Annotated in this window: 22 protein-coding genes and 1 pseudogene; 16 read left to right on the forward strand and 7 right to left on the reverse strand. The window is 65.6% G+C overall.

Annotation, left to right across the window (positions count from 1 at the left end; genetic code table 11):
- Positions 1-40: 40 nt before the first annotated feature.
- On the reverse strand, positions 41-1,219 hold the full coding sequence (locus tag RFN30_RS08295; RefSeq protein ID WP_320261617.1) for an SGNH/GDSL hydrolase family protein: 1,179 nt from the start codon (positions 1,217-1,219) through the stop codon (positions 41-43).
- Between the two features lie 170 nt (positions 1,220-1,389).
- Here RFN30_RS08295 and RFN30_RS08300 point away from each other — a divergent pair, with 170 nt between their 5' ends.
- The 5 genes from RFN30_RS08300 to RFN30_RS08320 all read left to right on the forward strand — a co-directional run bounded on the left by RFN30_RS08300 (position 1,390) and on the right by RFN30_RS08320 (position 6,756).
- Positions 1,390-2,142 (forward strand): ABC transporter permease, encoded by a 753-nt coding sequence (locus tag RFN30_RS08300; protein ID WP_347349918.1) that lies wholly within the window; start codon positions 1,390-1,392, stop codon positions 2,140-2,142.
- A 174-nt stretch (positions 2,143-2,316) separates the two neighbouring features.
- Positions 2,317-3,201, forward strand: a complete 885-nt coding sequence (locus tag RFN30_RS08305; protein ID WP_320261619.1) for a helix-turn-helix domain-containing protein — start codon at positions 2,317-2,319, stop codon at positions 3,199-3,201.
- A 64-nt stretch (positions 3,202-3,265) separates the two neighbouring features.
- Positions 3,266-4,873 carry an FGGY-family carbohydrate kinase gene (locus RFN30_RS08310; RefSeq protein WP_320261620.1) on the forward strand — a complete coding sequence of 536 codons (1,608 nt, stop codon included), beginning with the start codon at positions 3,266-3,268 and terminating at the stop codon, positions 4,871-4,873.
- Between the two features lie 141 nt (positions 4,874-5,014).
- On the forward strand, positions 5,015-5,395 hold the full coding sequence (locus RFN30_RS08315) for a hypothetical protein (RefSeq protein ID WP_320261621.1): 381 nt from the start codon (positions 5,015-5,017) through the stop codon (positions 5,393-5,395).
- A gap of 170 nt (positions 5,396-5,565) precedes the next feature.
- Complete coding sequence (locus RFN30_RS08320) at positions 5,566-6,756, forward strand: NADH-quinone oxidoreductase subunit D (RefSeq protein ID WP_320261622.1); 1,191 nt, start codon at positions 5,566-5,568, stop codon at positions 6,754-6,756.
- A 220-nt stretch (positions 6,757-6,976) separates the two neighbouring features.
- Here RFN30_RS08320 and RFN30_RS08325 read toward each other — a convergent pair whose 3' ends face one another.
- Positions 6,977-7,411 (reverse strand): hypothetical protein, encoded by a 435-nt coding sequence (locus tag RFN30_RS08325; protein WP_320261623.1) that lies wholly within the window; start codon positions 7,409-7,411, stop codon positions 6,977-6,979.
- A gap of 317 nt (positions 7,412-7,728) precedes the next feature.
- Between RFN30_RS08325 and RFN30_RS08330 the strand changes: the two genes are divergently transcribed.
- Positions 7,729-7,911 carry a hypothetical protein gene (locus tag RFN30_RS08330; RefSeq protein ID WP_320261624.1) on the forward strand — a complete coding sequence of 61 codons (183 nt, stop codon included), beginning with the start codon at positions 7,729-7,731 and terminating at the stop codon, positions 7,909-7,911.
- Between the two features lie 43 nt (positions 7,912-7,954).
- Here the strand turns inward: RFN30_RS08330 and RFN30_RS08335 are convergent, their stop codons facing one another.
- Entirely contained in the window at positions 7,955-8,614 is a 660-nt protein-coding gene (locus tag RFN30_RS08335) for a class I SAM-dependent methyltransferase (protein ID WP_320261625.1), read from the reverse strand.
- 229 nt (positions 8,615-8,843) lie between these two features.
- Here RFN30_RS08335 and RFN30_RS08340 point away from each other — a divergent pair, with 229 nt between their 5' ends.
- On the forward strand, positions 8,844-9,470 hold the full coding sequence (locus tag RFN30_RS08340; RefSeq protein ID WP_320261626.1) for a TetR/AcrR family transcriptional regulator: 627 nt from the start codon (positions 8,844-8,846) through the stop codon (positions 9,468-9,470).
- A gap of 27 nt (positions 9,471-9,497) precedes the next feature.
- Here RFN30_RS08340 and RFN30_RS08345 read toward each other — a convergent pair whose 3' ends face one another.
- The gene (locus RFN30_RS08345) at positions 9,498-10,682 is read right to left on the reverse strand and encodes a Gfo/Idh/MocA family protein (RefSeq protein ID WP_320261627.1); all 1,185 of its coding nucleotides are present in this window, start codon (positions 10,680-10,682) and stop codon (positions 9,498-9,500) included.
- A 497-nt stretch (positions 10,683-11,179) separates the two neighbouring features.
- Here RFN30_RS08345 and RFN30_RS08350 point away from each other — a divergent pair, with 497 nt between their 5' ends.
- From RFN30_RS08350 to RFN30_RS08390, 9 genes are all read left to right on the forward strand, one after another.
- On the forward strand, positions 11,180-12,079 hold the full coding sequence (locus tag RFN30_RS08350; RefSeq protein WP_320261628.1) for a MurR/RpiR family transcriptional regulator: 900 nt from the start codon (positions 11,180-11,182) through the stop codon (positions 12,077-12,079).
- Positions 12,080-12,145: 66 nt separating this feature from the next.
- On the forward strand, positions 12,146-12,928 hold the full coding sequence (locus RFN30_RS08355) for an SDR family oxidoreductase (protein WP_320261629.1): 783 nt from the start codon (positions 12,146-12,148) through the stop codon (positions 12,926-12,928).
- Positions 12,925-14,454: a mannitol dehydrogenase family protein gene (locus RFN30_RS08360; RefSeq protein ID WP_320261630.1), complete on the forward strand. Its 1,530-nt coding sequence runs from the start codon at positions 12,925-12,927 to the stop codon at positions 14,452-14,454. The genes RFN30_RS08355 and RFN30_RS08360 overlap by 4 nt, the downstream gene beginning before the upstream one ends.
- 18 nt (positions 14,455-14,472) lie before the next feature.
- The gene (locus tag RFN30_RS08365; RefSeq protein ID WP_320261631.1) at positions 14,473-15,384 is read left to right on the forward strand and encodes a sugar phosphate isomerase/epimerase family protein; all 912 of its coding nucleotides are present in this window, start codon (positions 14,473-14,475) and stop codon (positions 15,382-15,384) included.
- Positions 15,385-15,459: 75 nt separating this feature from the next.
- Positions 15,460-16,494, forward strand: a complete 1,035-nt coding sequence (locus RFN30_RS08370; RefSeq protein WP_320261632.1) for an ABC transporter substrate-binding protein — start codon at positions 15,460-15,462, stop codon at positions 16,492-16,494.
- A 248-nt stretch (positions 16,495-16,742) separates the two neighbouring features.
- Complete coding sequence (locus RFN30_RS08375; RefSeq protein ID WP_320261633.1) at positions 16,743-18,290, forward strand: sugar ABC transporter ATP-binding protein; 1,548 nt, start codon at positions 16,743-16,745, stop codon at positions 18,288-18,290.
- Positions 18,287-19,273, forward strand: a complete 987-nt coding sequence (locus RFN30_RS08380) for an ABC transporter permease (protein ID WP_320261634.1) — start codon at positions 18,287-18,289, stop codon at positions 19,271-19,273. Before RFN30_RS08375 ends, RFN30_RS08380 begins: the two co-directional genes overlap by 4 nt.
- Positions 19,270-20,256, forward strand: a complete 987-nt coding sequence (locus tag RFN30_RS08385) for an ABC transporter permease (protein WP_320261635.1) — start codon at positions 19,270-19,272, stop codon at positions 20,254-20,256. Before RFN30_RS08380 ends, RFN30_RS08385 begins: the two co-directional genes overlap by 4 nt.
- A gap of 85 nt (positions 20,257-20,341) precedes the next feature.
- On the forward strand, positions 20,342-21,067 hold the full coding sequence (locus RFN30_RS08390; RefSeq protein WP_320262066.1) for a Crp/Fnr family transcriptional regulator: 726 nt from the start codon (positions 20,342-20,344) through the stop codon (positions 21,065-21,067).
- Between the two features lie 45 nt (positions 21,068-21,112).
- Here the strand turns inward: RFN30_RS08390 and RFN30_RS08395 are convergent.
- From RFN30_RS08395 to cydB, 3 genes and pseudogenes are all read right to left on the reverse strand, one after another.
- Positions 21,113-21,526 (reverse strand): annotated as a pseudogene (locus RFN30_RS08395) (hemerythrin domain-containing protein); the annotation flags it as partial.
- 20 nt (positions 21,527-21,546) lie between these two features.
- Positions 21,547-21,678 carry a cytochrome bd-I oxidase subunit CydX gene (gene cydX / locus RFN30_RS08400; RefSeq protein ID WP_320261636.1) on the reverse strand — a complete coding sequence of 44 codons (132 nt, stop codon included), beginning with the start codon at positions 21,676-21,678 and terminating at the stop codon, positions 21,547-21,549.
- A gap of 20 nt (positions 21,679-21,698) precedes the next feature.
- Positions 21,699-22,853, reverse strand: a complete 1,155-nt coding sequence (gene cydB / locus RFN30_RS08405) for a cytochrome d ubiquinol oxidase subunit II (RefSeq protein WP_320261637.1) — start codon at positions 22,851-22,853, stop codon at positions 21,699-21,701.
- Between the last annotated feature and the right edge of the window lie 9 nt (positions 22,854-22,862).

Here is a 22,862-nt window from a genome sequence, read left to right on the forward strand (position 1 = left end):
AAGCTCCCTCCGCCCATCAATTCGGAGCTAAGTTGGTCCGCTAGCTCGCAACCAGACCCTCGAAAGCGCTCTCGAACATCTTGGCCATCTCGGCATAGCCATCGTCGGACGGATGCAGGCCGTCGCCGCAATCGAAGGCGGCGAGCAGCTTGGACGGATTGGCGGGATCGGTCAGCGCGCGCTCGAAATCGACGACTGCGTCGGCTTCGCCCGATGTCCTGATCCAGGCGTTCACCGCCTGGCGGTCGCGTTCCTTGGAGGCAGAGTAGAAGGTCTTCAGCGGCTGGCCCTCGAACGCGCCGCCGAAGGGCGGCAGCGTGCCGAGCAAAACCTTGATGCCGTTGAGGCGGGCGCGCGCGATCAACTGCCGGTAGGCCGCGATCAGGCTTTCGACAGCGACGGCCTCTTGGCCCCCGGCAAGCATGGTTTCCGGCCAGCCGATATCGTTGATGCCTTCCAGCACTGAAATCCACCGGACGTTGGGAAAGCTCAGCACGTCGCGGTCGAAGCGGGCGAGCGCGTTGGCGCCGCGGGCGCGGCTGGCAAGCACGCGGTTGCCGCCGATCCCCTGGTTGAGGACGCCGATGCCTGACAGCCGGCCGCCCGTCGCAAGCCGCTCCGCCAACCGGTCCGGCCAGCGCGCATTGCCGTCGACGGTCGAGCCGAAGCCATCGGTGATGGAATCGCCGAGACAAACCAGCGAGCCGCTGCCCGGCCCGCTCTCGACCAGGACGGCGCTCAGGAAATAGCGGCTGGTCGAGGTCTGCTGCACAGGCAGTTCGGGCGCTTCGGCGAAATCGCCGAACTCGGAGATATAGGCGGTCTGCTGCGCCTCGTAGTGGTAGGTCTCGATCGGCGCGAAATCGGGGAAATAGAGGCTGACGGCAATCTGCCCGAGATCGGCAACCGCGAGGTCCACAACATCGCTGAGCAGCGGCGCGCCGGGCGCCAGATCGGTCTGCTTCTCGCCGCCGAATGTCACTTGCCGGATGCTGGCGGCCTCGACCGCGCCGCCTTTCGCGGCAACGGCCACGGTGGCGGCGCCGATACGAATCGGCGAGGCGCCATATTCGTTGGAAAGCCTCAATCGCAACCTCTCGCCGCCCCTGCTGAGGCGCAACACCTGGCGCACGGTCTGCCGGTGGAAGCCGTAGAGCACGGCGTCTCCCGGCCAGACATTCATCGGGCTTGCGCTCCAGGTTCCGATCCAGTGTTGCATTTCTTTCCATCCCTTCGATTTCGGCGCGCAGCCTGTCGCGAACACAGATAGCCGCAGCGCGCGGCGTGGGCTACCGGTCGCGCTTTCGGCGACGCATACATTTTTGACTCCGCGTGCCGCGAACCGGCAGTCCAACCCTTGCTTCCCGGGAACGATGGCGCAGCCGCTAGATCGGCAATCTCGTCTTCTCGAGCATGGTCGGCGCCTATGCCATGCAGCAATTCGGCGTCCACTGGACGCTCGCCGTGCTCGTCACCATCGCCGCCGGTGTCCTCGTCGGCCTGCTCAACGGCTACTTCGTCGCCTATCTGCGCATGAATTCGCTGATCGCCACGCTGGCGATGGGGCTTTTCCTACAGGGCGCGGTGCTCGGCGCCACGCAGGCGCGCACCATGGTCGTCACCGACGAAGGCTGCAGCTACATAGGCAGCGCCACCGTCGGCAACTGGCCGGTGATGCCGATCGCGCTTTTCGTCGCCTATCTGCTCGCCCATGTCGTACTTGCCTATTCGGCCTGGGGCCGCAACCTCTATGCCACCGGCGGCAACCGCCGGGCGGCGAACGCCGCGGGCATCAACGTCAGGCGCGCGAGGCTCGGCGCCTTCACCGCTTCCGGTTTCCTGGCCGGTCTCGCCGGCTTCCTCTACACCTCCTATCTCGGCGGCGTCAGCGTCACCGTCGGCAGCACGACGCTGCTCTATGCCGTGGCAGCACCCGTCATCGGCGGCGTTTCGCTCTTCGGCGGCCGCGGCCGCGTCATCGGCATGCTTGGCGGCACGCTGCTCATCACCGTCATCCAGACCGGCCTGCAGCTCATCAATGTCTCGGCCTATTACATCCAGATGATCGGCGGCGCGATGATCCTGCTCGCGATCGCCGTCGATGCCTTCCGCATCAGAAGCGAGGAGCGCGGCGGCGTTTGAAGGAACCAGCAGCAATCGTAGAGGCTCAGAATAGTCAAAAAAGTACCAATGATGCGACGGGAACAGGGTGGCGCCAGGTTCGTCGGCTCAGTAGTTTGGCTGGCACGAGGCCGATGGGAGAAGGCGCGTCGTAGAGGGGATGCGTCTTGAGGCTTCGATAGTGGAGGAACAGCGATGAAACCTGATCTCGAGGTTGTGCAGATCAGGCCGGGCGAATCTTTCACCGCCTGGTCGCACGGCTATCCGTTCCGCACGGTGCGCTGGCATTTCCATCCGGAATACGAACTGCATCTCATCGTCGCAACGCGCGGCCGCTATTTCGTCGGCGACTTCATCGGCGAGTTCGAACCGGGCAATCTGGTGCTGACGGGCCCCAACCTGCCACACAACTGGGTGAGCGACGTGCCGAAGGATGCGACGGTGCCGCTGCGCTGCCGCATCATCCAGTTCAACGAGGGCTTCATCGACGGGGCCATCAACACCTTCCCGGAACTTGGCGCGCTGACGCCGGTGCTCGAAGCCTCGCGCCGCGGCGTGCTGTTCAGCCGGCAGACCAGCCGGCAGCTTGGCCCCCTGATGGAAGAGATCATGAATTCGCAAGGCGTGCGCCGCATCGAGCTGTTCATGATGATGATGGGCCTGCTCAGCCGCGCGGAAGGCGCGCGGATGCTCGCCAGCGCAAGTTATTTGCCCGACCCGTCGGGCTACATGTCGGCCGGCATCAACAAGGCGCTCGCCTATCTGCGCGAGAACCTGACCCAGCCCTTCAGCGAGACGGATCTGGCAGCCATCGCCGGCCAGTCGCCCAGCGTCTTTTCCCGCTCCTTCCGCCAGCACACCGGCATGACGCTGGTGCAGTATGTGAAGCGGCTGCGCATCAATCTGGCCTGCCAGATGCTGATGAGCGACGAGCAAGCCTCGATCACCAACATCTGCTTCGAGGTCGGCTACAACACCCTTTCGAACTTCAACCGGCAGTTCCTCGCCGAAAAGGGCATGACGCCCTCGCATTTCCGGCGGTTGACACTGCACAACATCAGCCTGGCGAAAGCGGCTTAGCTGGCTCAGCAGACAGCGGCATCGAAACGATGGAAACCGGCGCAACCAGCCGCGGAGTTGAGTGATGAGCACCCATTTCATCGGCATCGACATCGGAACTGGAAGCGCCCGCGCGGGCGTCTTTGACGAAGCGGGCGCCATGCTTGCATCCGCCAAGGCCGACATCGCCGTCTGGCATGCCGAAGGCCATATCGTCGAGCAATCGAGCAACGACATCTGGCGCGCCGTTGCGGCCACCGTCCGCGAGGCCGTGGCGCTCGCAGGCATCTCGGCGCAATCGGTGCAGGGCATCGGCTTCGACGCCACCTGTTCGCTTGTCGTTCTGGGACCAGGCGGCGCGCCGCTGACGGTCAGCCCGTCTGGCGATCCGGAGCGCAACATCATCGTCTGGATGGATCATCGCGCTACCGAGCAGGCGCGCAGGATCAACGACACCGGCGAGGACGTGCTGCGCTATGTCGGCGGCACCATCTCGCCCGAGATGGAGACGCCGAAGCTCTTATGGCTCGCCGAGAACATGCCGCGGACCTTCGTCGCGGCATGGCAGTTCATGGACCTCGCCGATTTCCTCACCTGGCGGGCGACCGGCAGCCTGGCGCGCTCAACCTGCACGGTAACCTGCAAATGGACCTATCTGGCGCATGAGGCGCGCTGGGATGACGCCTATTTCCGTAAAATTGGCCTGGGCGCGCTTGCGGACGAAAGATTCGCGCGGATCGGCACAGAGATCGTGGCGCCCGGGAGCCCGCTCTCCAGCGGCTTGACGAAGGAGGCTGCGGCCGAGCTTGGCCTTTTGCCTGGAACGCCGGTGGCCGCCGGCATGATCGACGCCCATGCCGGCGGCATCGGCTCGGTCGGCGCGCGCGGCGGCGCCGGCGGTGTGACGACACGCATGGCCTATGTCTTCGGGACCTCCGCCTGCACCATGACGACGACCGAGCAGCCGGCCTTCGTGCCGGGGGTATGGGGTCCTTACTTCTCCGCCATGGTGCCGGGCCTATGGCTGAACGAAGGCGGCCAGTCGGCCGCGGGCGCCGCCATCGATCGCCTGGTCGGCATGCACCCCGCCGCCGTCGAGCTTGCCGGGGTCGCGGCGCGCGGCGGTCAAAGCCTCAGCCAGTGGCTGGCGCAGGAGGCGGAGCGGCATGGCGGCGCCGCCAAGGCGGACAGGTTGATCGGCGGCCTGCATGTCGTTCCCGAATTTCTCGGCAACCGTGCCCCCTTGGCCAACCCCGACGCGCGCGGGCTGATCGCCGGATTGGATATGGCGACCGGCGCCGACAGCCTCGTCGCGCTCTATCTCGCCGGCCTCAGCGGCCTCGGCTATGGCGCGCGGCAGATCGTCGAGGCCATGCGCGCCTGCGGCATCAGGATCGACACGATCGCCATCAGCGGCGGCGCGGGGCAGAGCCCGCTGGTGCGGCAGCTCATTGCCGACGCGACCGGCAAGGTGGTCTACGCGCCGACCTCTCCCGAGCCGGTCCTGCTCGGTTCGGCGATGCTCGGTGCAGTCGCCGCCGGCCGCCATCCCGACCTTCCGGCGGCCATGTCGGCGATGTCGGAGGTAGGCGAGGTCTACCCGCCCAATCCCTCGCTTGCCGCCTGGCACGACAGGCGCTTTGAAGCGTTCGAACGCCTGCAGGCCGCGGCGCTGTCGGTGCTGGCCGTCTGATCTTTGGTTGGCGGTGAATGGAGGCTCTGAACGGCCGGCCTGCACCGCCAACTCAGGCCTGCCGCCGGGAACCATCGTCCCGTGGAGGGGTTGTGTCGTCAGACTTCGAGACATGGAGGAAAGACGATGCGGACATTGACGATGATCCTCACGCTTTCGGCCCTGGCACTGGCTCAGCCGGTTTGCGCTCAACGTGCGGATCCGCAGCCGCCGCAGGCCTTGCCTCCGGCACAGCAGCCTTCGCCCGGCCAAGCGCAACCCGATCCGGAAAATCCCGGTCAGCGCTTTACCAACGTTGTGGTGGTGGCGATGGAGGATCTGCCCGCTGAAGTGAAGACACAGGCGGAAGCCGTGGTCACCAGGACGACCGCGAAGGACTTGGCGAAGCTGCAGAAGTCGATCGACGACTCGCCCGAGGCGGTATCGGTCCTGCGCGCGAACGGCTTGAATTCATCGCAGGTCGTCGCCGCCAATATCGATGGCGACGGTACGCTGACGCTGATCATCCAGACGACGACGTGACCGGCGCCGCGCAGAGCGGTTCAGCGTTTGATAGGCTCGCAGGCCCGCTCTAAGCATTTGTTTTTACGCAATTCCGGACGGAAAACCGCCGCGCACTTTTCCTGGAATTGCTCTGGCGCGCTCGACCGGACGGGCCGGCAAAACAAACCAGAGTCCGCGAAAGGGCCGCCATGGCCGAAACCGCAGTCCGCAACTTCACGCTCAACTTCGGGCCGCAGCACCCGTCGGCGCACGGCGTGCTGCGGCTGGTGCTGGAGCTCGACGGCGAGGTCGTCGACCGCGCCGATCCGCATATCGGCCTACTCCACCGCGGCACAGAGAAGCTGATCGAATACAAGAACTACCTGCAGGCCCTGCCCTATTTCGACCGGCTCGACTATGTGGCGCCGATGAACCAGGAGCATGCCTTCTGCCTCGCCGCCGAGAAGCTGCTCGAACTGTCGGTTCCCCGGCGCGGGCAGCTCATCCGCGTCCTGTTTTGCGAGATCGGCCGGCTGCTGTCGCATCTGCTCAACGTCACCACGCAGGCCATGGATATCGGCGCGCTGACGCCGCCGCTCTGGGGCTTCGCCGAGCGCGAGAAGCTGATGGTGTTCTATGAGCGCGCATCCGGCGCCCGCATGCATGCCAACTATTTCAGGGTCGGCGGCGTGCATCAGGATCTGCCGGGAGCGTTGCTCGACGACATCTGGGCCTTCTGCGACCCGTTCCTCAAGGTCTGCGACAATCTCGAGGACCTTCTCACCGACAATCGCATCTTCAAGCAGCGCAACGCGGATGTCGGCTTCATCTCTCTCGATGACGCCTGGGCGTGGGGTTTCTCCGGCCCCATGCTGCGCGGTTCGGGCGCCGCCTGGGATTTGCGCAAGGCGCAGCCTTATGAGTGCTACCCCGAGATGGATTTCGACATTCCGGTCGGCAAGAACGGCGACTGCTACGACCGCTATCTCGTGCGCATGGAGGAGATGCGCCAGTCGGTGCGGATCATGAGGCAGTGCCTGGAAAAACTGCGCTCGCCCGACGGTGCGGGACCGGTCGCCGCGCCCAACCCGAAGATCACGCCGCCGCGGCGCGCCACCATGAAGCGCTCGATGGAGGCGACGATCCAGCATTTCAAACTCTACACCGAAGGGCACCGCGTGCCACGCGGCGAGGTCTATGCCGCGGTGGAAGCGCCGAAAGGGGAATTCGGCGTCTATCTGGTCTCGGACGGCAGCAACGTTCCGTACCGCTGCAAGATACGCGCGCCGTCTTTCGCTCATCTCCAGGCGATGGACTATCTGTCGCGCGGACACATGATCGCCGACGTTGCGGCCATCATAGGATCGCTCGATATCGTGTTCGGCGAGATCGATCGCTGACTGGTGGCACGGGCCGCCAAGCCTGGAGCTATCCCAGGCAAAGCGTGAAACGGTTCCCTACGAAGTTGCGTGAAAACAAAGAGATAGAGCGGTTCGGCGTTCCGTGAAACTCTGAACCGCTCCAGCTGCCGATGGGCGGGGAGAGCAGGAAACTCCCCTCCGTCCTAGGCAAGTCAGGTATTGAACGACAGCCGCGGTTCCACGAACCGCGGCAATCGCTTCAGTGCATGAACACCGATCTCAACCAGGCAAGGATGCCCGAGCCGGGAGTGATGGCCGCGCGGACGCGGGACGCCGCCCAGCGTGCCGGCAGATTGGCGCCGACATGGCAATGGCAGACGACCTCATGCAACTGCCAGTCGCTGAGCTCGAAGAAGCGCTTCGCTTCGCCGTAAGTGTCGTCTTGCAAGCCCTGGGCCCGAAAGATCGGGTCCTCGAAAGCGACAGTGATCGGCGATCCGGTGGAACGCATCTTTTCACGCACCTCCGGAGTGGCGTATTCGGTGCCCGCAAGCGCCATGAGGCGCCGGCCGGGATCCTGCTCGAGAAGTTGCGCCCAGCGTTCGAGGCGTTGGCCCCGACTGGCGATGAGAACCGCTGCTTCAGCATGAACGTCGGCAACGGCATTGAGTTGGTCTACGGTTTGGTGCTTCAAGGCCGCCTCCTATGTCGGCAGATGATCACCCGCCCCGCAACGGAACTAAGGCGCTGCATGGCTCCGGCAAGGGCGAAATGGACGACGGGAAATCATTTGATCGTCATTCATGCCCGGCGCCGCCGAAACGCGGCGCGATCAATGTGGAACCATCCCCGGTCGTGACCGTTCTGCCAAGCGTCAGCCGCCGGCCAATCAGGTTTCGATGAAGCGCCGGATGCGGAGGTCAATCCATCATGTTCTGGTCGGGCAGATATCCGGTTGCCGGAAACCGCATCGCGCCGACGGCTCGCCAGCGCAACGAGGGAAATCACTTTATGGCCATTCTCCCCAATCCCGACCCGACGCCGACGCCGGTCCCCACGCCGCCGCCGTTTCCCGACCCGAAGCCGATGCGCGAACCGGATCCGGAGAGGCTGCCGGACGAGGAACCCGTCCCCAATCCGGATGAGAACGACGTGCCGCCCAAGCACTCGAGGGTAGGCCCGCTTCGGCGCTAGTCCGAGAGGCCGGAGGCGTTGGTGGGAGACGTCACCGCAATCGTCACACCCTGACGGCGCGCAGGTAGTGCAGGCCGAGCCAGTTGAGCGGGCCGCCTTCGATACGCTCGAAGCCGGCAGCGGCCAGCGGTTCGCGAAGGCGATGCAGGTCGAACTGGCCATGCAGGCCGTGTTTTGCCGACATGTGTCCGCGCTCGCTTACTGGGCCCGCGTAGTCGATCAGCAACAGCCGTCCGCCGGGCGGCAGGACGCGCGACGCCTCGCGCAGGCAAAGGCTGCGCCGCGCCTCCGGCACCATGTGCAGCACCGTCGTGAAAGTGACTGCGTCGAAGCACCCATCCGCGAACGGCAGCGCGGCCGCATCGGCATGATGAAACGCGATATCGAGGCCGGCCCGGCTCGCCTTGCGGCGAGCCGCGGCAAGCATCTTTTCGGAGACGTCGACGCCAATCACCGATCCACCGGGCTGCACTCGGCGCCAGGCCGAAATCGCCTGGGTGCCGGTGCCGCATCCGACGTCCAGCAGGTGGAAGCCGGGCGCCAGGCCGGCAAGATCGAGCAGAGCCTCGCGGTAGGCCCGGTCCCGCCCGCGGGTCAGCATGAGGACCAGCAGGTCATAGAGGCGCGGAAAGCCGATACCCTTGTTGGCGTCCGGGCCGATAGCAGCCCCAACGGTACGCACTTCGCTTCGCATATCATGCATGTTCGTCACGTCCTTTCTTCGGGAGCGCCAGGGCTGCGAACGCCGGCATAGCGACTGCCGACTGGCGATGCTTCGAAACAGTTCGTATGATAATGGACACCTTGTCCGGAATTTTCGACGGACGATGCAGGCAGAACGTCCATTAGTGGACAGTCCCGGTCTGACGTCCCGGAAAAGGTTCCAGGACAGGCGCTTCAGGAGAGCGGACCGGAAAACGGAGGAGCGATCCATGCCGCGTGAGATCGATCGGCGAGCCGCCCGTACCCGCAAAGCCCTTCATCAGGCGCTGATGACACTCATGCTGCGCAAGGGCTACGAGGCCTTGTCCGTGCAGGACATCATCGATGAGGCCGACATCGGCCGCTCGACATTCTATGCCCACTACACCGGCAAGGAGGACCTGCTCCGCAGCGGGTTCCAGATGCTCCGGCAGGAACTCAAGGAGGCGCAGTCGGCGGTGCGGGCGGAAGCCGAAGCATCACACGACGATCCGCTTGGCTTCAGCACGGCCATGTTCGAGCATGCGGCCCGCTATGCCGACCACTATCGGACGATGATCGGTGGGCGAGGCGGCGCCGTGACGCAGAACGAAATTCGCCTGATCCTGTCGGAGGTGGTGCGGCAGGAACTGTCTTCCACCCTCCACAGCGACGCTATTCCGCGCGACTTCGTCGTGCAGTTCATCGTCGGCGCTTTCCTGACGACCCTGAACTGGTGGTTCGAGCGGAAGCCGAAACTGTCGCCGTCCGAGGTCGACTCCGTGTTTCGCAGCCTGGTGCTCGACGGGCTTTCATCGTTGGTCGGCGACGAGCGCGTGCCGGTCGAGGGCCCCGCCCCAAGTCGCGCAGCAGATTGATTTCAAAGAACGCAGGACTGGGAGCGCTTATCCGAACCGCGCCGCCGTCCACGCGCCGCCTGCCGCGTTCGACTCCACAGCCGCCGCGACGAACTTCACGCCGCGCGCGCCGTCGACCACGTCCGGCACCTGCGCCACGCGCGCGGCATCGACGGTTCCGCCCGAGCGATGCGCCCGGATGATGTCAGCGGCGTCGCGGTAGAAATTGGCGAAGGCCTCGATATAGCCCTCGGGATGCGCGGCCGGCATGCGTGACACGCGCCGGGCTTCAGCCGTTGAGCCATGGCCGCCGCGCACCAACGTCCGCGTCTCTTCGCCATAAGGCGAGAAGCGCAGTTCCTCCGGCCGTGTGCCCGACCATTCGAGCCCCGCCTTGTCGCCGTAGATGCGCACGGAGAGGTCGTTGTAATGGCCTGGCGAGGTCTGGCTGGCGAGGATGGTGCCGCGCGCCCCACCCGTCCAGCGCACCAGCACATGCGCATTGTCGTCGAGCCGCCGTCCGGGCACCGCGGTGAAGAGGTCCGCCGAAACCGCCTCGGCCTCGAAGCCCGAGATGAAGCTCGCCAGGTTGAAGGCATGCACGCCAATGTCGGCCAGCACCGCCGATTGCCCGGCGCGCGCCGGGTCGGTGCGCCATTCGGCCTGCTTCTGCCCCTGCGCGTCGATCGGCTGCGTCAGCCAGTCCTGGATATAGGCGCCATGCAGCGAGACGATGCGGCCGAGCGCGCCGGCTGCAACCATCTCGCGCGCCTGTCGCACCATGGCGTAGCCGGTGTTGTTGAGCGTGACGACGAAGCGGCGCTTGTTCGCCCTCGTCAGCGCCACCAGCGCTTCGGCCTCGGCAAGCGTCGTCGACAGCGGCTTGTCGCAGATGACGTCGATGCCGGCCTCGAGGAAGGCGGTGGCGATCGGCGCATGCAGGTGGTTGGGCGTGACGATGACGACGGCCTCGATGCCGTCCGGCCGCGCCGCTTCCGCCTTTGCCATGACGCGATAGTCGGCATAGCTGCGCTCGGGCGCGATGCCGATCTCGGCGGCTGAGGCCGCTGCATTTTCGGGATCGGAGGAAAGGGCTCCCGCGACCAGCGAAATCTGGTCGTCGAGCCGCATGGCGAGGCGATGTACAGCGCCGATGAAGGCGTTGCGGCCGCCGCCGACCATGCCGACCATCAGGCGTTTGCGCGAGGTTCCGTCAGCGGTTGCATAGACCATGTTTCGATTCCTCCCGGATGCTGTCGTTGGCAGCGCAGGACTATAGGGGCCTCCCCGCCAACTTCGAACAACCTTTCCAAATTTTGTTTTGTAAAACGATCGTGCCGCACTAGCCTTACGCAAAAACCGTGGAGGAGGGTTCGGGTAATGAAGCGTCGCATGGCTGCCGGCCGGCTCATCAAGGCGATGGAAGCACGCCAATCGCTTCAGGTTTTGAGTTCGCCCTTTTTTCCGGGCGTTAGCGCTGCCCCTCACCTGCCTGCCGGCACCCTCTCCCCGTATAGTGACGGGGAGAGGGACGCTTCCATCGCCGGTTTCGCCAATCGCCAGCATTGCAGGAAAGGCGCCGAGGCTGCGACCAGTCTTCTTCTCCCCGTCACTATACGGGGAGAAGGTGCCGGCAGGCGGATGAGGGGCGGCGCCGACTTTGACAATTGGTGGTCTCCACCAAAGGTTGGGACCCCCTCATACGCGATAGCTTCAACCCGGCCCATCCGATGAGCGGCGCGCGAACCTCATCCGGCCGGGCCGGCGCCGGCGAAAGCGCTCCTCGCAGGCAGAGCCGCTCGCTGGTGGCACTTGGTTACACGAAACCACAAACCTATGAGGAGCTGCGCGCCGTGCTCTCCTCCGGCACCGTGCATTTCCCGAAAAGGCTGCGCCAGGTCGCCATCTTCCTATGGCAGCATCCGAGCGACGTTGCGCTTGGCACCATCGCCCAGGTGGCGGACCAGGCCGGCGTGCAGCCCTCGACGCTGGTGCGCTTCGCGCAGGTCTTCGGTTATGCCGGCTTTTCCGATTTCCAGACCCTGTTCAAGGACCACATGAAAGGGTCCTGGCCGGAGGGTCGCCAGAAGGGCAGTCAGGAGCCGGCCAAGGAGCCGAACGCCAGCCTGCATTTCCTCGCCGGCATGGTCGGCGCCTCGCAGGCCTCGCTAAGCCGCATCGGCAGCGGCTTCGACACCGACCGCTTCGAGACCATGATCGACCTGCTTGCAGGAGCCGAGCTGATCTATGTCATCGGCAGCAAGCGTGCCTTCCCCGTCACCACCTATGTTTCGCTGACGCTGTCGCAACAGGGCGTGCGCAACGTGCTGGTCGACAATGTCGGCTCGACCGCGTTCGACCAGGTCGGCTGCATAAGCCAGCGCGACGCGGTGCTCGCCGTTTCCTTCAGCCCCTACAATTCGATCACGCCCGACCTGGTCGCCGTCGCGCATGAGCGTGGGGCGCACATCGTCACCATAACCGACAGCACCTTCTCGCCGCTGGTGAAACTCTCCGACGCCTGGCTGGAGGTGGTGGAACAGGATTTCGCCGGCTTCCGTTCGCTTGCCGCTTCGCTGGCCGTCGGCATGGCTTTGGTCCACGGCGTCGTCGCACGCCGGGCAGGCTGATCGGTTGACTATAGGGAACTGCTGTTCCATATTTGAATAAATAGAAACTTTGTTCCGGGAGGAGGAATGGAGGTTCGGCTCGACGGCAAGGTGGTGCTGGTCACCGGATCGACGCAAGGCCTGGGCCGTGCGATCGCCGAGACGGCTGCGCGCTCCGGCGCCGCAGGTCTGCTGATCACCGGCCGTAACAGGCAGCGCGGCGACGCTGTCGCGGCCGAACTGTCGGCCCTGGGCACGCCTACCGCTTTCGTTGCCGCCGACCTCGGCGACCCGGAGACTCCGGCGCTGCTCGCCGGAGCATGCATCGAGCGCTTCGGCCGCATCGACGGCCTGGTCAACGCAGGGGCTCTGACCGACCGCGCTTCCTTCGTCGATGCCGGCCTCGACGACTGGGAACCATTGTTCGCCGTCAACGCCCGCGCGCCTTTCTTCCTGATGCAGGCTGCGATCGCCGACATGAAGAAGCGCGGTAAAGGCGGCGCCATCGTCAACATCCTGTCGATCAACGCGCATTGCGGCGCGCCGGAGCTTGCCGTCTATTCCGCCACCAAGGGCGCGCTGGCGACATTGACCAAGAACGCCGCCAACGCGCATCGCTTCGACCGCATCCGCGTCAACGGCATCAATGTCGGCTGGACGGACACGCCGGCCGAACGCGTCATGCAAGCCGAAACGCTCGGCCAGGGTCCAGGCTGGCTCGATGCCGCCAACGCCTCGCAACCCTTCGGCCGGCTGTTCTCGGTGAACGACATCGCCAACCTCGCCGTCTTCCTGCTCTCCGACGCGACCGGCCCGATGACCGGCGCGTTGATCGACCAGGAGCAATGGGTGGTCGGAGCGAACCGGTGAGCGCCGCCGGGCGCCTCGGCCCCGCCTTGCTCGGCCGCTTGCCATCCGAAATAAGCAAGCCGGCTTACGATCGTGCCGCGCTCAAGCCGGGCATCGCGCATATCGGCGTCGGCGCCTTCCACCGCTGCCACCAGGCCGAATACACCGACGACCTTCTGGCGAAGGATTTCGACCGCTGGGGACTTGTCGGCATCAACATCCGGCCTCCCCTGCTTGCAGAGACGCTTGGCCGGCAGGGCGGCCTCTACACGCGACTGATCCGCCAGAACGATGAGGTCGAAGCCCGCGTCGTCGGCAGCATCGTGCGTGTCGTCGACAGCCAGGAAAGTGCAGCGCCGGCGCTCGAGGTGCTTTCCTCGCCTGAGATCGAGATGGTCACCATGACGGTGACCGAGAAGGGCTATTGCCACATCCCATCGAACGGCGCGCTCGACCTCGGCCACCCCGACATCGTCCACGATCTCGCTAACCCGCAAGCGCCGCGCAGCGTGCCCGGCATGCTAGCACGGGCGCTCGAGCTGCGCATGGCCTCGCATGGCCGGCTGGTGACGCTGCTATCCTGCGACAACATCCCGGCCAACGGTACCATTCTCGGCTGTGTCGTGCGGACATTCGCCGAACGGCGCGGCGGCGGACTCGCAGCCTGGATCGATGCCAATGTCGCCTTCCCCTCCGCCATGGTCGACCGCATCGCGCCGGCGACGACCGAGGCCGATATCGATACCTTGGAAGGGCGCTTCGGCTATCGCGACAGCGCCGTCGTCGTCGGCGAGCGCTTCCGCCAGTGGGTGATCGAAAACCGCTTTGCCGGCCGCGTGCCGCGCTGGGACCTCGTCGGCGCCACCTTCGTCGACGACGTCACCCCGTTCGAGCATCTCAAGATGCGGGTGCTGAACGGCGCCCAGACCACGCTCAGCTATCTCGGCGTGCTCGGCGGCTTCGAGCACACATCGGACGCGATGGACGATCCCGTTCTTGCCACCTTCGTCCGCCGCATGCTGAGCGAAGAGACGCTGCCGACGCTGATGCCGGTCCCCGGCATCTCGCCGCCGGCCTATCTGGAGCAGAGCCTGTCGCGGCTTGCCAACACCGCGATCCGCCACCGCAACCACCAGATCGCCACGGACGGCTCGCAGAAGATCGTGCAGCGCCTGCTCAACCCGATCCGCGACCGCCTGGCGAAGGGTGAAAGCATCGCGCTTTTGTCGGTGCCCATCGCCGGCTGGATGGCCTATCTGGTCAAGGCGTCAGCGCGCTTCGGCCGAGCCTGGCGGGTGTCCGATCCCTTTGCCGAGAGGATCGCGGCCATCGCCGACCGCATCGGTTCGGACAGCAAGGCGCTCGCCGATGCAATCCTGGCTATCGACGCCATCTTCGACCCGTCACTCGCCGCCAGCGACATGTTCCGCGCAAATGTCGCTGCCGGCCTCGATGGCCTGCTCTCAGACGATCCGATGGCCTTTGTCAGACATGTCTACGCTGAACCAACAGATGCGCGGTTGAAGCGACCAGCACGATCTGCATAGTACAAAGTGGGAGGCATCATGAAACTTGGACTGCTCACGGCGCCATTTCCGGATACTGCCCTCGGCGAGGTTGCCGACTGGGCGCGCTCGGTCGGTTTCGAGGCACTGGAGATCGCCTGCTGGCCGAGGGCGTCAGGCGCCAGCCGCCGCTACGCCGGCACCAGCCATATCGATGCCGGCATCTCCGCGTCGGAAGCGAAGGACATTGCCGCCGAACTTGCCGGCAAGGACCTGACGATCTCCGGCCTCGGCTTCTACCCCAATCCCCTGCATCCCGATCAGGCGCATCGCGAGGCCGTGATCGATCACCTGAAGAAGGTGATCGAGCTGGCGAGCCGCATGGGCGTTTCTCTGGTCAACACCTTCTGCGGCGGCGACGCCTCGAAGACTGTCGACGCCAATTGGGAGGCAGCGCAAAAGGTCTGGCCTTCGATCATTGCCCACGCACGCGAGCACGGCGTGAAACTCGCCTTCGAGAACTGCCCGATGATCTTCAGCTATGACGAATGGCCGGGCGGGCACAACATCGCCTACTCGCCTTATGTCTGGCGCCGCATCCTGGAGGCCTGGGGCGGCGATGTCGGCATGAATTTCGACCCCTCGCATCTCGTCTGGCAGATGATCGACAAGGAGCGCTTCATCCGCGAGTTCGGCCCGCACATGCTGCATGTGCATGCCAAGGACCTGATGATTGATCATGATGGTTTGTACGAGCGCGGAATCCTTTCGGCCGGCATAGGCTGGCAGGTGCCGCGCATGCCGGGGCTGGGCGATATCAACTGGAGCACCATCTTTTCGGGCCTCTATAGGGCCGGATATGACGGGCCGGTTATCATCGAGCATGAGGACCGCCGGTTCGAGGGGAGCGACGACAAGGTGAAGCGCGGTTTCCTGCTGGCCCGCGACGTGCTGCGTCCCTTCGTCAAATGAAGGAACAACAGCTTGGCTCCGATCGCATCGGAGCCCTGGAACTGCAACTGACAGTCAATGTGGAGGAGTAGTGAAATGAAGAAATACCTGACCATGGGCCCGCTGCTCGCAGGTGCTGCCCTGCTTGCCTCGGTGGGCGTCTCGTCCGCCGAAGGCACGTACACGATCGGCATTTCCAACACCGTGCAGGGCAATGGCTGGCGCGAGGAGATGATCTGCGCGATGAAGGCGCAGGCGCTCGCTTCGGGCGAAGTGGCGAAGCTCAACATCGCCCACCGCAACACCGACGCCGCCGGCCAGCTCGAGGACATCCGCAACCTCATCAGCGCCAAGGTCAACGCCATCGTCGTCAACCCGGCCGACCCGGCCGGCATCAAGGCCGGCCTCGAGGAAGCCACCAAGGCCGGCATCGTCGTCGTCGCCGTCGACCAGGCCGTGACCGAGCCGTCCGCCTACATCATCTCCAATAACCAGGAACAATATGCCTATCTCGGCGCCAAGTGGCTGTTCCAGCAGATGGGCGGCAAGGGCGAGGTGCTCTACATGCGCGGCGCCGCCGGCGCCTCTGCCGACAGCGACCGCGACAAAGGCTTCAAGAAGGCCCTCGCCGAATTCCCCGACGTGAAGGTGGCGCAGGAGGTCTTCACCGGCTGGCAGCAGGATCAGGGCAAGCAGCAGATCCTCTCCTTCCTCGCCACAGGAGCGCCGATCAACGGCATCTGGACTTCCGGCATCGACAACGTCATCGTCGACGCTCTGGTCGAGCAGCAGGCGCCGATGGTGCCGGTTGTCGGTGCCGACAATGCCGGCTTCGTCGGCCAGTTGAACTCGGTCAAGGGTCTGGTCGGTGCTGCGGTCACCAACCCAGGTTCGATCGGCGGCGCCGGCATCACGCTGGCACTGCAGATCCTCGACGGCAAGAAGCCGGCGCAGCAGACCGTCCTGGTCGAGCCGCAGCTCTGGGAAAACGCCACCGACGAAGGCAAGGCCAAGCTGAAGGCGGCCGCCGACCCGTCGCTCAGCCCCGAATGGCCGGTCTCGATCTCGATTCCGGACTGGACCACCTACACCAAGGACCAGATCGTCGCCTGCAAGGGCCCGGGCGAGTAAGTCCGGCTTCTTCCTTCCCCCTTGTGGGGGAAGGTGGATCGGCGCGCAGCGCCGAGACGGATGAGGGGTGCTGGAAGGAATGAGGCGTTGGTGTTTTCTGGAACACCCATCATCCGACCTCGCTTCGCGAGGCCACCTTCTCCCACAACAAGGGGAGAAGGGAAAGTCGCCGCTCCGCAGTACGCCGCGCGCAAGCGTGGCGTGCTGTTGTATTAGAACAGGCCACACATGATCGAGACCCGCGCGCTTTGACCACCAACCATCTCCTCGAGGCCACCGGCGTGGCGAAGAACTACGGCGCGGTTGCCGCGCTGCGCAACGCATCATTGTCGGTGCTGCCGGGCGAAGTCCATGCGCTGATGGGCGCCAATGGCGCTGGCAAGTCGACGCTGGTGAAGATCCTGACCGGCGCCATCCCGGCCGACGCCGGCCGCGTCCTGATCCGCGGCGAAGTCCGTGACGTGCGCTCGCCCGCTGCCGCGCGTCGTGCTGGGCTGCTGCCGGTCTACCAAGAGCCGGCGCTGATCCCCGATCTCGATGTGCTTTCCAATCTACGGCTGACCGGCACGCCGGTCGAGCCGTTCCGCGCCTGGGTGCGTGAGCTCGGCATACCGAACCTCGACATGCGCGAGACCGCGCGTCACATTCCGCTGGCCGTGCTGCGCGTGCTCGATTTGGCGCGCGCGCTCGCCGTCGAACCCGACGTGCTGCTGCTCGACGAGATGACGGCGGCTCTTCCCGCCAACCTCGCCGAAAAGGTGTTGGAAGTCGTGCGCCGCCAGGGCAACAGCGGCCGCTCCGTCATCTTCATCTCGCATCGTTTCGTCGAGATCTCCGCGCTCTGCGACCGCGCCACGGTGCTGCGCGACGGCGCCACCGTCGGCGTCGTCGACATCGAGCCAGGCATCGAGGAAAAGATCGTCGAGATGATGCTTGGCGCCCGCATCGAAAAGACCAGCGTCGCCGCGGCGCGTACCGCAAGCGAGGCGCCGGTCGTGACGGACAGCCACCCTCGGCTTGTCGTGCGCAACCTGCAACTCGGCACCAAGCTGCACGACGTCTCCTTCGATCTCGCCAATGGCGAAGTGGCCGGCGTCGTCGCGCTGGAGGGCCAGGGCCAGGACGAGCTCTTCGCCGCGCTTGCCGGCTCGATCCGGCCTGCCGGCGGCACGATCGCCGTCGATGGCGCGCCGGTAAAATTCTCGCATCCGAGCGATGCCATCCGCGCCGGCATCGCCTATGTGCCGGGCGACCGCACCGAGGCTTTAGCCATGCAGCGCTCGGTGCGCGAGAACATCGCGCTGCCCTTCAGCGCGGCACCGCGCAAATGGGGGCCGATCAAGGCACGCCGGGAGCGCATGGTGGTTTCCAGCGCCATTGGCCGGCTGCAGATCGATACCCGCGCGCAAGGCGAGGTGCAGCGCCTTTCCGGCGGCAATCAGCAGAAGGTGACCATCGCCCGCTGGATTGCGGCCGATGCCCGCACCATCCTCTGCTTCGATCCGACACGCGGCATCGACGTCGGCACCAAGCAGGAGATCTACAAATTGCTGCGCGAACTCGCCGGCCTCGGCAAGTCGGTGCTGTTCTACACATCCGAGCTGGAGGAGGTGCAGCGTGTCTGCGATCGCGTCATCGTCATCTTCGGCGGCCGCGTCGTCGACACTTTCCCGGTCGAGCTTGCCAACGAGCCGACGCTGATGCGGGCGGCCTACGGCCTGCCGCGCGGCGCCAGGGAGGATGTCGGGATCCTTGCCGACGTCAGGCCCGCTTCCGATGCGGAGGCCGCGCCATGACACGCTTCCTGCGCCGCCAGGGCTGGGTCGCCGGCCTGCTCGCCCTGCTCATATTCCTGTTCGTCATCACCAAGCTGATCCAGCCGGGCTACGGCAGCGGCGACTTCGGCTCGCTGGCGCGGGCAGTTCTGCCTTACGCTTTTGCAGTGGCGGCGCAGACCGTCGTCGTCATCGCCGGCGGCATCGATCTCTCGGTCGCCGCCATGATGGCGCTGACCAGCGTCACCGCCGCCTCGATGATGAACGGCGCCAGCGAAGAATACGCGTTCTTCGTCGTGCCCTTCGTGCTGGCGATGGGGCTCGTGCTCGGCGCGCTGAACGGCCTCCTTATCGTCGTCACCCGCGTGCCGGATATCGTCGTGACCTTGGCCACTTTGTTCGTGCTGCAGGGCGCGGCGCTGCTCGTGCTCGACGCGCCCGGCGGCGCCGCCGCCGAGTGGCTGAAGGCGACCGTCATCGGCACCATGCCGATCCCCGGCCTGCCGGATTGGGCCGATGCCTGGGTTCCAAAGGCGCTGGTGCTGCTCGTCGTCTGCATTTTCGTCATCTGGATCCCGCTCCGGCGCTCGCGCCTCGGCCTTTCCATCTACGCCATCGGCAGCAACGAACTCGCCGCCTTCCGCAGCGGTGTGCCGGTGGCGCGCACCAGGATCGTCGCCTACGCGCTCTCCGGCCTGTTCGGCGCGCTCGGCGGCCTTTCGCTCACCATCAGCACCGGCATCGGCGCGCCGATCCCCGGTCCCTATCTGCTCGCCAGCGTCGCGGCAGTGGTGCTGGGCGGCGTCGCGCTCGGCGGCGGCAAGGGCGGACTGCTCGGCCCGATCATCGCCGTCTTCGTGCTCAGGCTGGTGCGCACCGACCTGACGCTGCTTGCCATCGATCCCAATGTCACTGCCATCATCGAGGGCGCCATCATGGTCGCCGTCGTGATGTTCGGCGCTTTCATCACCATCCGGGGCCGCCCGGCAGGAGCAACGTCATGAGCTCAAGCGCGACTATGCCTCGGCCGGCCTCCTTCGGCCGCCGCCTGAAGCGCTTCATGGCGGACCGTCCGCTCATTCCGCTGATCATCCTGCTCGTGATCCTGGTGGTGATCCTGCAGATCCTGCGCCCCGGCATCGTCAACGAGCGCTGGATCGCCAACACGGCGAAGTTCGCCATTCCGCTGGCGATCCTCGCCGGCTGCCAGACCATGACCATGTTGACCGGCGGTATCGACCTCTCGGTCGGCACGGTGGCGACGATGAGCGCCTTCATCATGGCGACCCAGATCGTCAACCAGGATCCGACGGTGGCGTTCGTCCTCGCCATGCTGCCGGCAGTGCTGATCGGCCTCGTCAACGGCATCGGTGTCGGCGTCTTCCGCGTCCATCCGCTGATCATGACGCTCGGCACCAGCCTGATCGGCACCGGCTTCCTGCAAGTCTACCAGCGCACAGTGATCGCCTCCGGCGCCAGGATCCCGGATTTCCTCAACTGGCTGGGCACCGGTCTCACCTACGGCTTCCCCAACGCGCTCTTCCTGTTCGTGCCGGTGGCGGTGCTGATCGTCTTCACGCTCAATCGCACCGGCTTCGGCCGCCTGCTTTATGCGGTCGGCGACAATGAGCGCGCGGCACGTTTGTCCGGCGTCCACTACTGGCAGGTGATTACCGCGCTCTACGTCATCTCCAGCCTGCTCGCCGGCATCACCGGCCTGCTCTATATCGGCCTGATCAAGGCGCCCTCGCTGTCGCTCGCCGAGCCGCTGGTGCTGCCCTCGGTGGCGGCGGCCGTGATCGGCGGCACCTCGATCTTCGGTGGCCGCGGCGGCTATATGGGCACCATTATCGGCGCGCTGATCCTGACCGTGCTGACGACGCTGCTCACCATCCTGCACATGCCCGAAGGCGGCCGCCGCATCCTCTTCGGCTTCATCGTGCTGTTCGTGACCGCGGCGTATTTGCGGATCATCGAGGACCGGTAGGAAGTCCGGAGGCGGACGCTGGCTGCGACGCTATCGCGCCCTGCCACGCGTTGCTGGCGGGCAGCGGGAACACTATAGGTGTTCCATCGTGCGCGAAGACATTCACACGAAGGGCATCCCGGTCCTCTGCGTTTCATGCGAAGCGCGGCATCACGGCATATGCGGCGCGCTCAATCCAGACCAATTGGTGACGCTTTCCAGGTCGACGAAGCGGCACAAGGCCGAGACGGGCAAGGAACTGATGAGCGATGTGGGAAGCGTCGATCGCTTCTCCAACGTGCTTTCAGGCGTCGTAAAGCTGACCAAGACGCTTTCCGATGGCCGCCAGCAGATCGTCGGCCTCCAGTTCGCCCCCGATTTCCTCGGCAGGCCGTTCCAGGCCGAGAGCACTCTGACCGCCGAGGCAGCGACCGACGTCGAACTGTGCTCGTTCCCGCGCCAGGCGCTGGAGCGCATGATGAAGGAGCAGCCGGACCTCGAGCATCGCCTGCTCGAACAAAAGCTGCGCGAGCTCGACCAGGCGCGCGAATGGATGGTGGCGCTCGGCCGCAAAACCGCCGCCGAGAAGATCGCGAGCTTCCTTCTGATGATCGCGCGCAACATCGATCCCGCCGCGGGTCCCGAGCGCCGCGGCGCTGCTTTCGACCTGCCGCTGTCGCGCGCGGAAATCGCGGATTTTCTGGGGCTCACCGTGGAGACCGTGAGCCGGCAAATCACCCGCCTGCGCGGCGAGAAGGTGATCCGCGTCGAGAACAACCGTCACGTCATGGTCGACGACGTCCAGCGCCTCGCGGCACGCGCCGGCGATTGATCGCCGGCACCATGCCTTATCGGTGGCCCAGAACCTCGGCAGCACATGGTCGCGTTCGAAGGCGATGTGGCGGCGCATCGATTCGAACAGCGCCCGCAGCATGTAGCCGAAGGCCTCCGGGTTCTCGATCGGCCGCCCATGGCCGTAGGCAAGCAGCGCCTCGCTGAGGTCCGCCGCCGCGCAGTCGTCCTCCATGTGCTCGAGCTTGAGCCGCGCCACGGTCTCCTCGCCGCCCGTTTGCCGCGCGAAGGCTGGAAAGACGACGTCTTCCTCGAAGCGGTGGCACTCGCGCAGCAGCGGCAACAGGTCCGCCGCCACCGCCAGACACTGCAGGCGGTCGACGCGCGACGGCAGGTCATCGGCGATGCCTTCCAGCATGTGGCAGAGCGCAAGCATCTGCATATGCGCCCGCTTCATGTCGGCCGGATTGCGGAACGGCTCCGGCTTTGCGCCCGTCATGGTGGCTCCTCCGTCCAGGCTCAAGGCGTGGGCAGGGCGACGGTGTCTTCGATCGGCTCTTCGCGCACGGTGCGCAGCTCGTACCAGAGCGCGTTGAGGATGCCGACGGAGGCGGCCAGTCCGAGGCCGAGGACCCAGGCGAAATACCACATGGCAAGAACTCCGGTTTCTATCAGTAGGCCGACGAGCCGGCCTTCTCGACGCTCTTTTCGCCGACCTTGCCCCACAGCACGCGGTAGACCCAGCCGGTATAGGCAAGGATCAGCGGCAGGAAGATCACCGTGGCGAGCAGCATGTTACGCAGCGTGACGCGGCTCGACGAGGCGTCGAAGACCGCCAGCGAATGGCTGGGATTGCTGCTGGACGGCAGCAGGATCGGGAACATGGCGAGCCCGACCGTGGCGATGATCATCGCCACGCCGAGCTTCGAGGCGAGGAAAGTCCAGCCTTCGAGCCCGGCACGGAAGCCGATCGCTGCAAGCAGCGGCGCGGCGATGCCGAGCGCGGGCACGATCCAGAGCAGCGGGTGGGCATGGAAATTCGCAAGCCATGCGCCGCCGTCGACCACCACCATCTTGATCAGCGGATTGGACGGCCCGTCCCAGGTGACCGGTGACGTCACGCGGTAGCCGCCGAGCAGGCCGAGCCAGACGAGCACGCCGCCGCCGGCAAACAGTAGCGACGTGACGACCGCCGACCTGGCGCCGATCGTGCGCGCGCGGTCGGCCACCGTGCCTTCCGCCTTGAAGGTGAGCCATGCCGCGCCGTGGGTTACCAGCATGGCGAGCGAGACCAGGCCGCAATAGAGCGCCAGCGGGTTGAGCAGCCCGAAGAGGCTGCCTTCATAGATTGGGCGCAGGTCGGGCGTGAAGTGGAACGGAACGCCTTGGAGCGTGTTGCCGACGGCGACGCCGAAGATCAGCACCGGCACCGCGCTGCCCACGAAGAGCGCCCGGTCCCAGCCAGTGCGCCAGGCCGGATCCGGCCGCTTCGAGCGGTACTTGAAGGCCACCGGGCGCATGATCATCGCCAAGAGCACCAGGAACATGGCGAGGTAAAAGCCGGAGAAGCTTAGCGCGTAAAGTGCCGGCCATGCCGCGAAGATGGCGCCGCCGCCGAGGATGAACCACACCTGGTTGCCTTCCCAGACCGGGCCGATGGTGTTGATCGCCACGCGGCGCTCGGCGTCCGTCCTGGCGACGAAGGGCAAGAGCGCGCCGACGCCCATGTCGAACCCGTCGGTCGCGGCGAAGCCGATCAGGAGCACGCCAAGCAGGATCCACCAGATCACGCGCAGCGTTTCATAGTCGAAGAGAAATTCGATCATCGTCGTGAT

This window comes from Mesorhizobium dulcispinae, assembly GCF_033977345.1.
Taxonomy (GTDB): Bacteria; Pseudomonadota; Alphaproteobacteria; order Rhizobiales; family Rhizobiaceae; genus Mesorhizobium; species Mesorhizobium dulcispinae.

What these genes read in the sequence shown, in the direction of transcription:
- RFN30_RS08330 (WP_320261624.1), top strand. Translation starts at nt 7,729, where the DNA reads ATGGCCATTCTCCCCAATCCCGACCCGACGCCGACGCCGGTCCCCACG.
- RFN30_RS08335 (WP_320261625.1), bottom strand. Translation starts at nt 8,614, where the DNA reads ATGCATGATATGCGAAGCGAAGTGCGTACCGTTGGGGCTGCTATCGGC.
- RFN30_RS08380 (WP_320261634.1), top strand. Translation starts at nt 18,287, where the DNA reads ATGACACGCTTCCTGCGCCGCCAGGGCTGGGTCGCCGGCCTGCTCGCC.
- RFN30_RS08320 (WP_320261622.1), top strand. Translation starts at nt 5,566, where the DNA reads ATGGCCGAAACCGCAGTCCGCAACTTCACGCTCAACTTCGGGCCGCAG.
- RFN30_RS08315 (WP_320261621.1), top strand. Translation starts at nt 5,015, where the DNA reads ATGATCCTCACGCTTTCGGCCCTGGCACTGGCTCAGCCGGTTTGCGCT.
- RFN30_RS08310 (WP_320261620.1), top strand. Translation starts at nt 3,266, where the DNA reads ATGAGCACCCATTTCATCGGCATCGACATCGGAACTGGAAGCGCCCGC.
- RFN30_RS08305 (WP_320261619.1), top strand. Translation starts at nt 2,317, where the DNA reads ATGAAACCTGATCTCGAGGTTGTGCAGATCAGGCCGGGCGAATCTTTC.
- RFN30_RS08295 (WP_320261617.1), bottom strand. Translation starts at nt 1,219, where the DNA reads ATGCAACACTGGATCGGAACCTGGAGCGCAAGCCCGATGAATGTCTGG.
- RFN30_RS08355 (WP_320261629.1), top strand. Translation starts at nt 12,146, where the DNA reads ATGGAGGTTCGGCTCGACGGCAAGGTGGTGCTGGTCACCGGATCGACG.
- RFN30_RS08345 (WP_320261627.1), bottom strand. Translation starts at nt 10,682, where the DNA reads ATGGTCTATGCAACCGCTGACGGAACCTCGCGCAAACGCCTGATGGTC.
- RFN30_RS08370 (WP_320261632.1), top strand. Translation starts at nt 15,460, where the DNA reads ATGAAGAAATACCTGACCATGGGCCCGCTGCTCGCAGGTGCTGCCCTG.
- RFN30_RS08385 (WP_320261635.1), top strand. Translation starts at nt 19,270, where the DNA reads ATGAGCTCAAGCGCGACTATGCCTCGGCCGGCCTCCTTCGGCCGCCGC.
- cydX (WP_320261636.1), bottom strand. Translation starts at nt 21,678, where the DNA reads ATGTGGTATTTCGCCTGGGTCCTCGGCCTCGGACTGGCCGCCTCCGTC.
- RFN30_RS08365 (WP_320261631.1), top strand. Translation starts at nt 14,473, where the DNA reads ATGAAACTTGGACTGCTCACGGCGCCATTTCCGGATACTGCCCTCGGC.
- RFN30_RS08350 (WP_320261628.1), top strand. Translation starts at nt 11,180, where the DNA reads ATGAGCGGCGCGCGAACCTCATCCGGCCGGGCCGGCGCCGGCGAAAGC.
- cydB (WP_320261637.1), bottom strand. Translation starts at nt 22,853, where the DNA reads ATGATCGAATTTCTCTTCGACTATGAAACGCTGCGCGTGATCTGGTGG.
- RFN30_RS08340 (WP_320261626.1), top strand. Translation starts at nt 8,844, where the DNA reads ATGCCGCGTGAGATCGATCGGCGAGCCGCCCGTACCCGCAAAGCCCTT.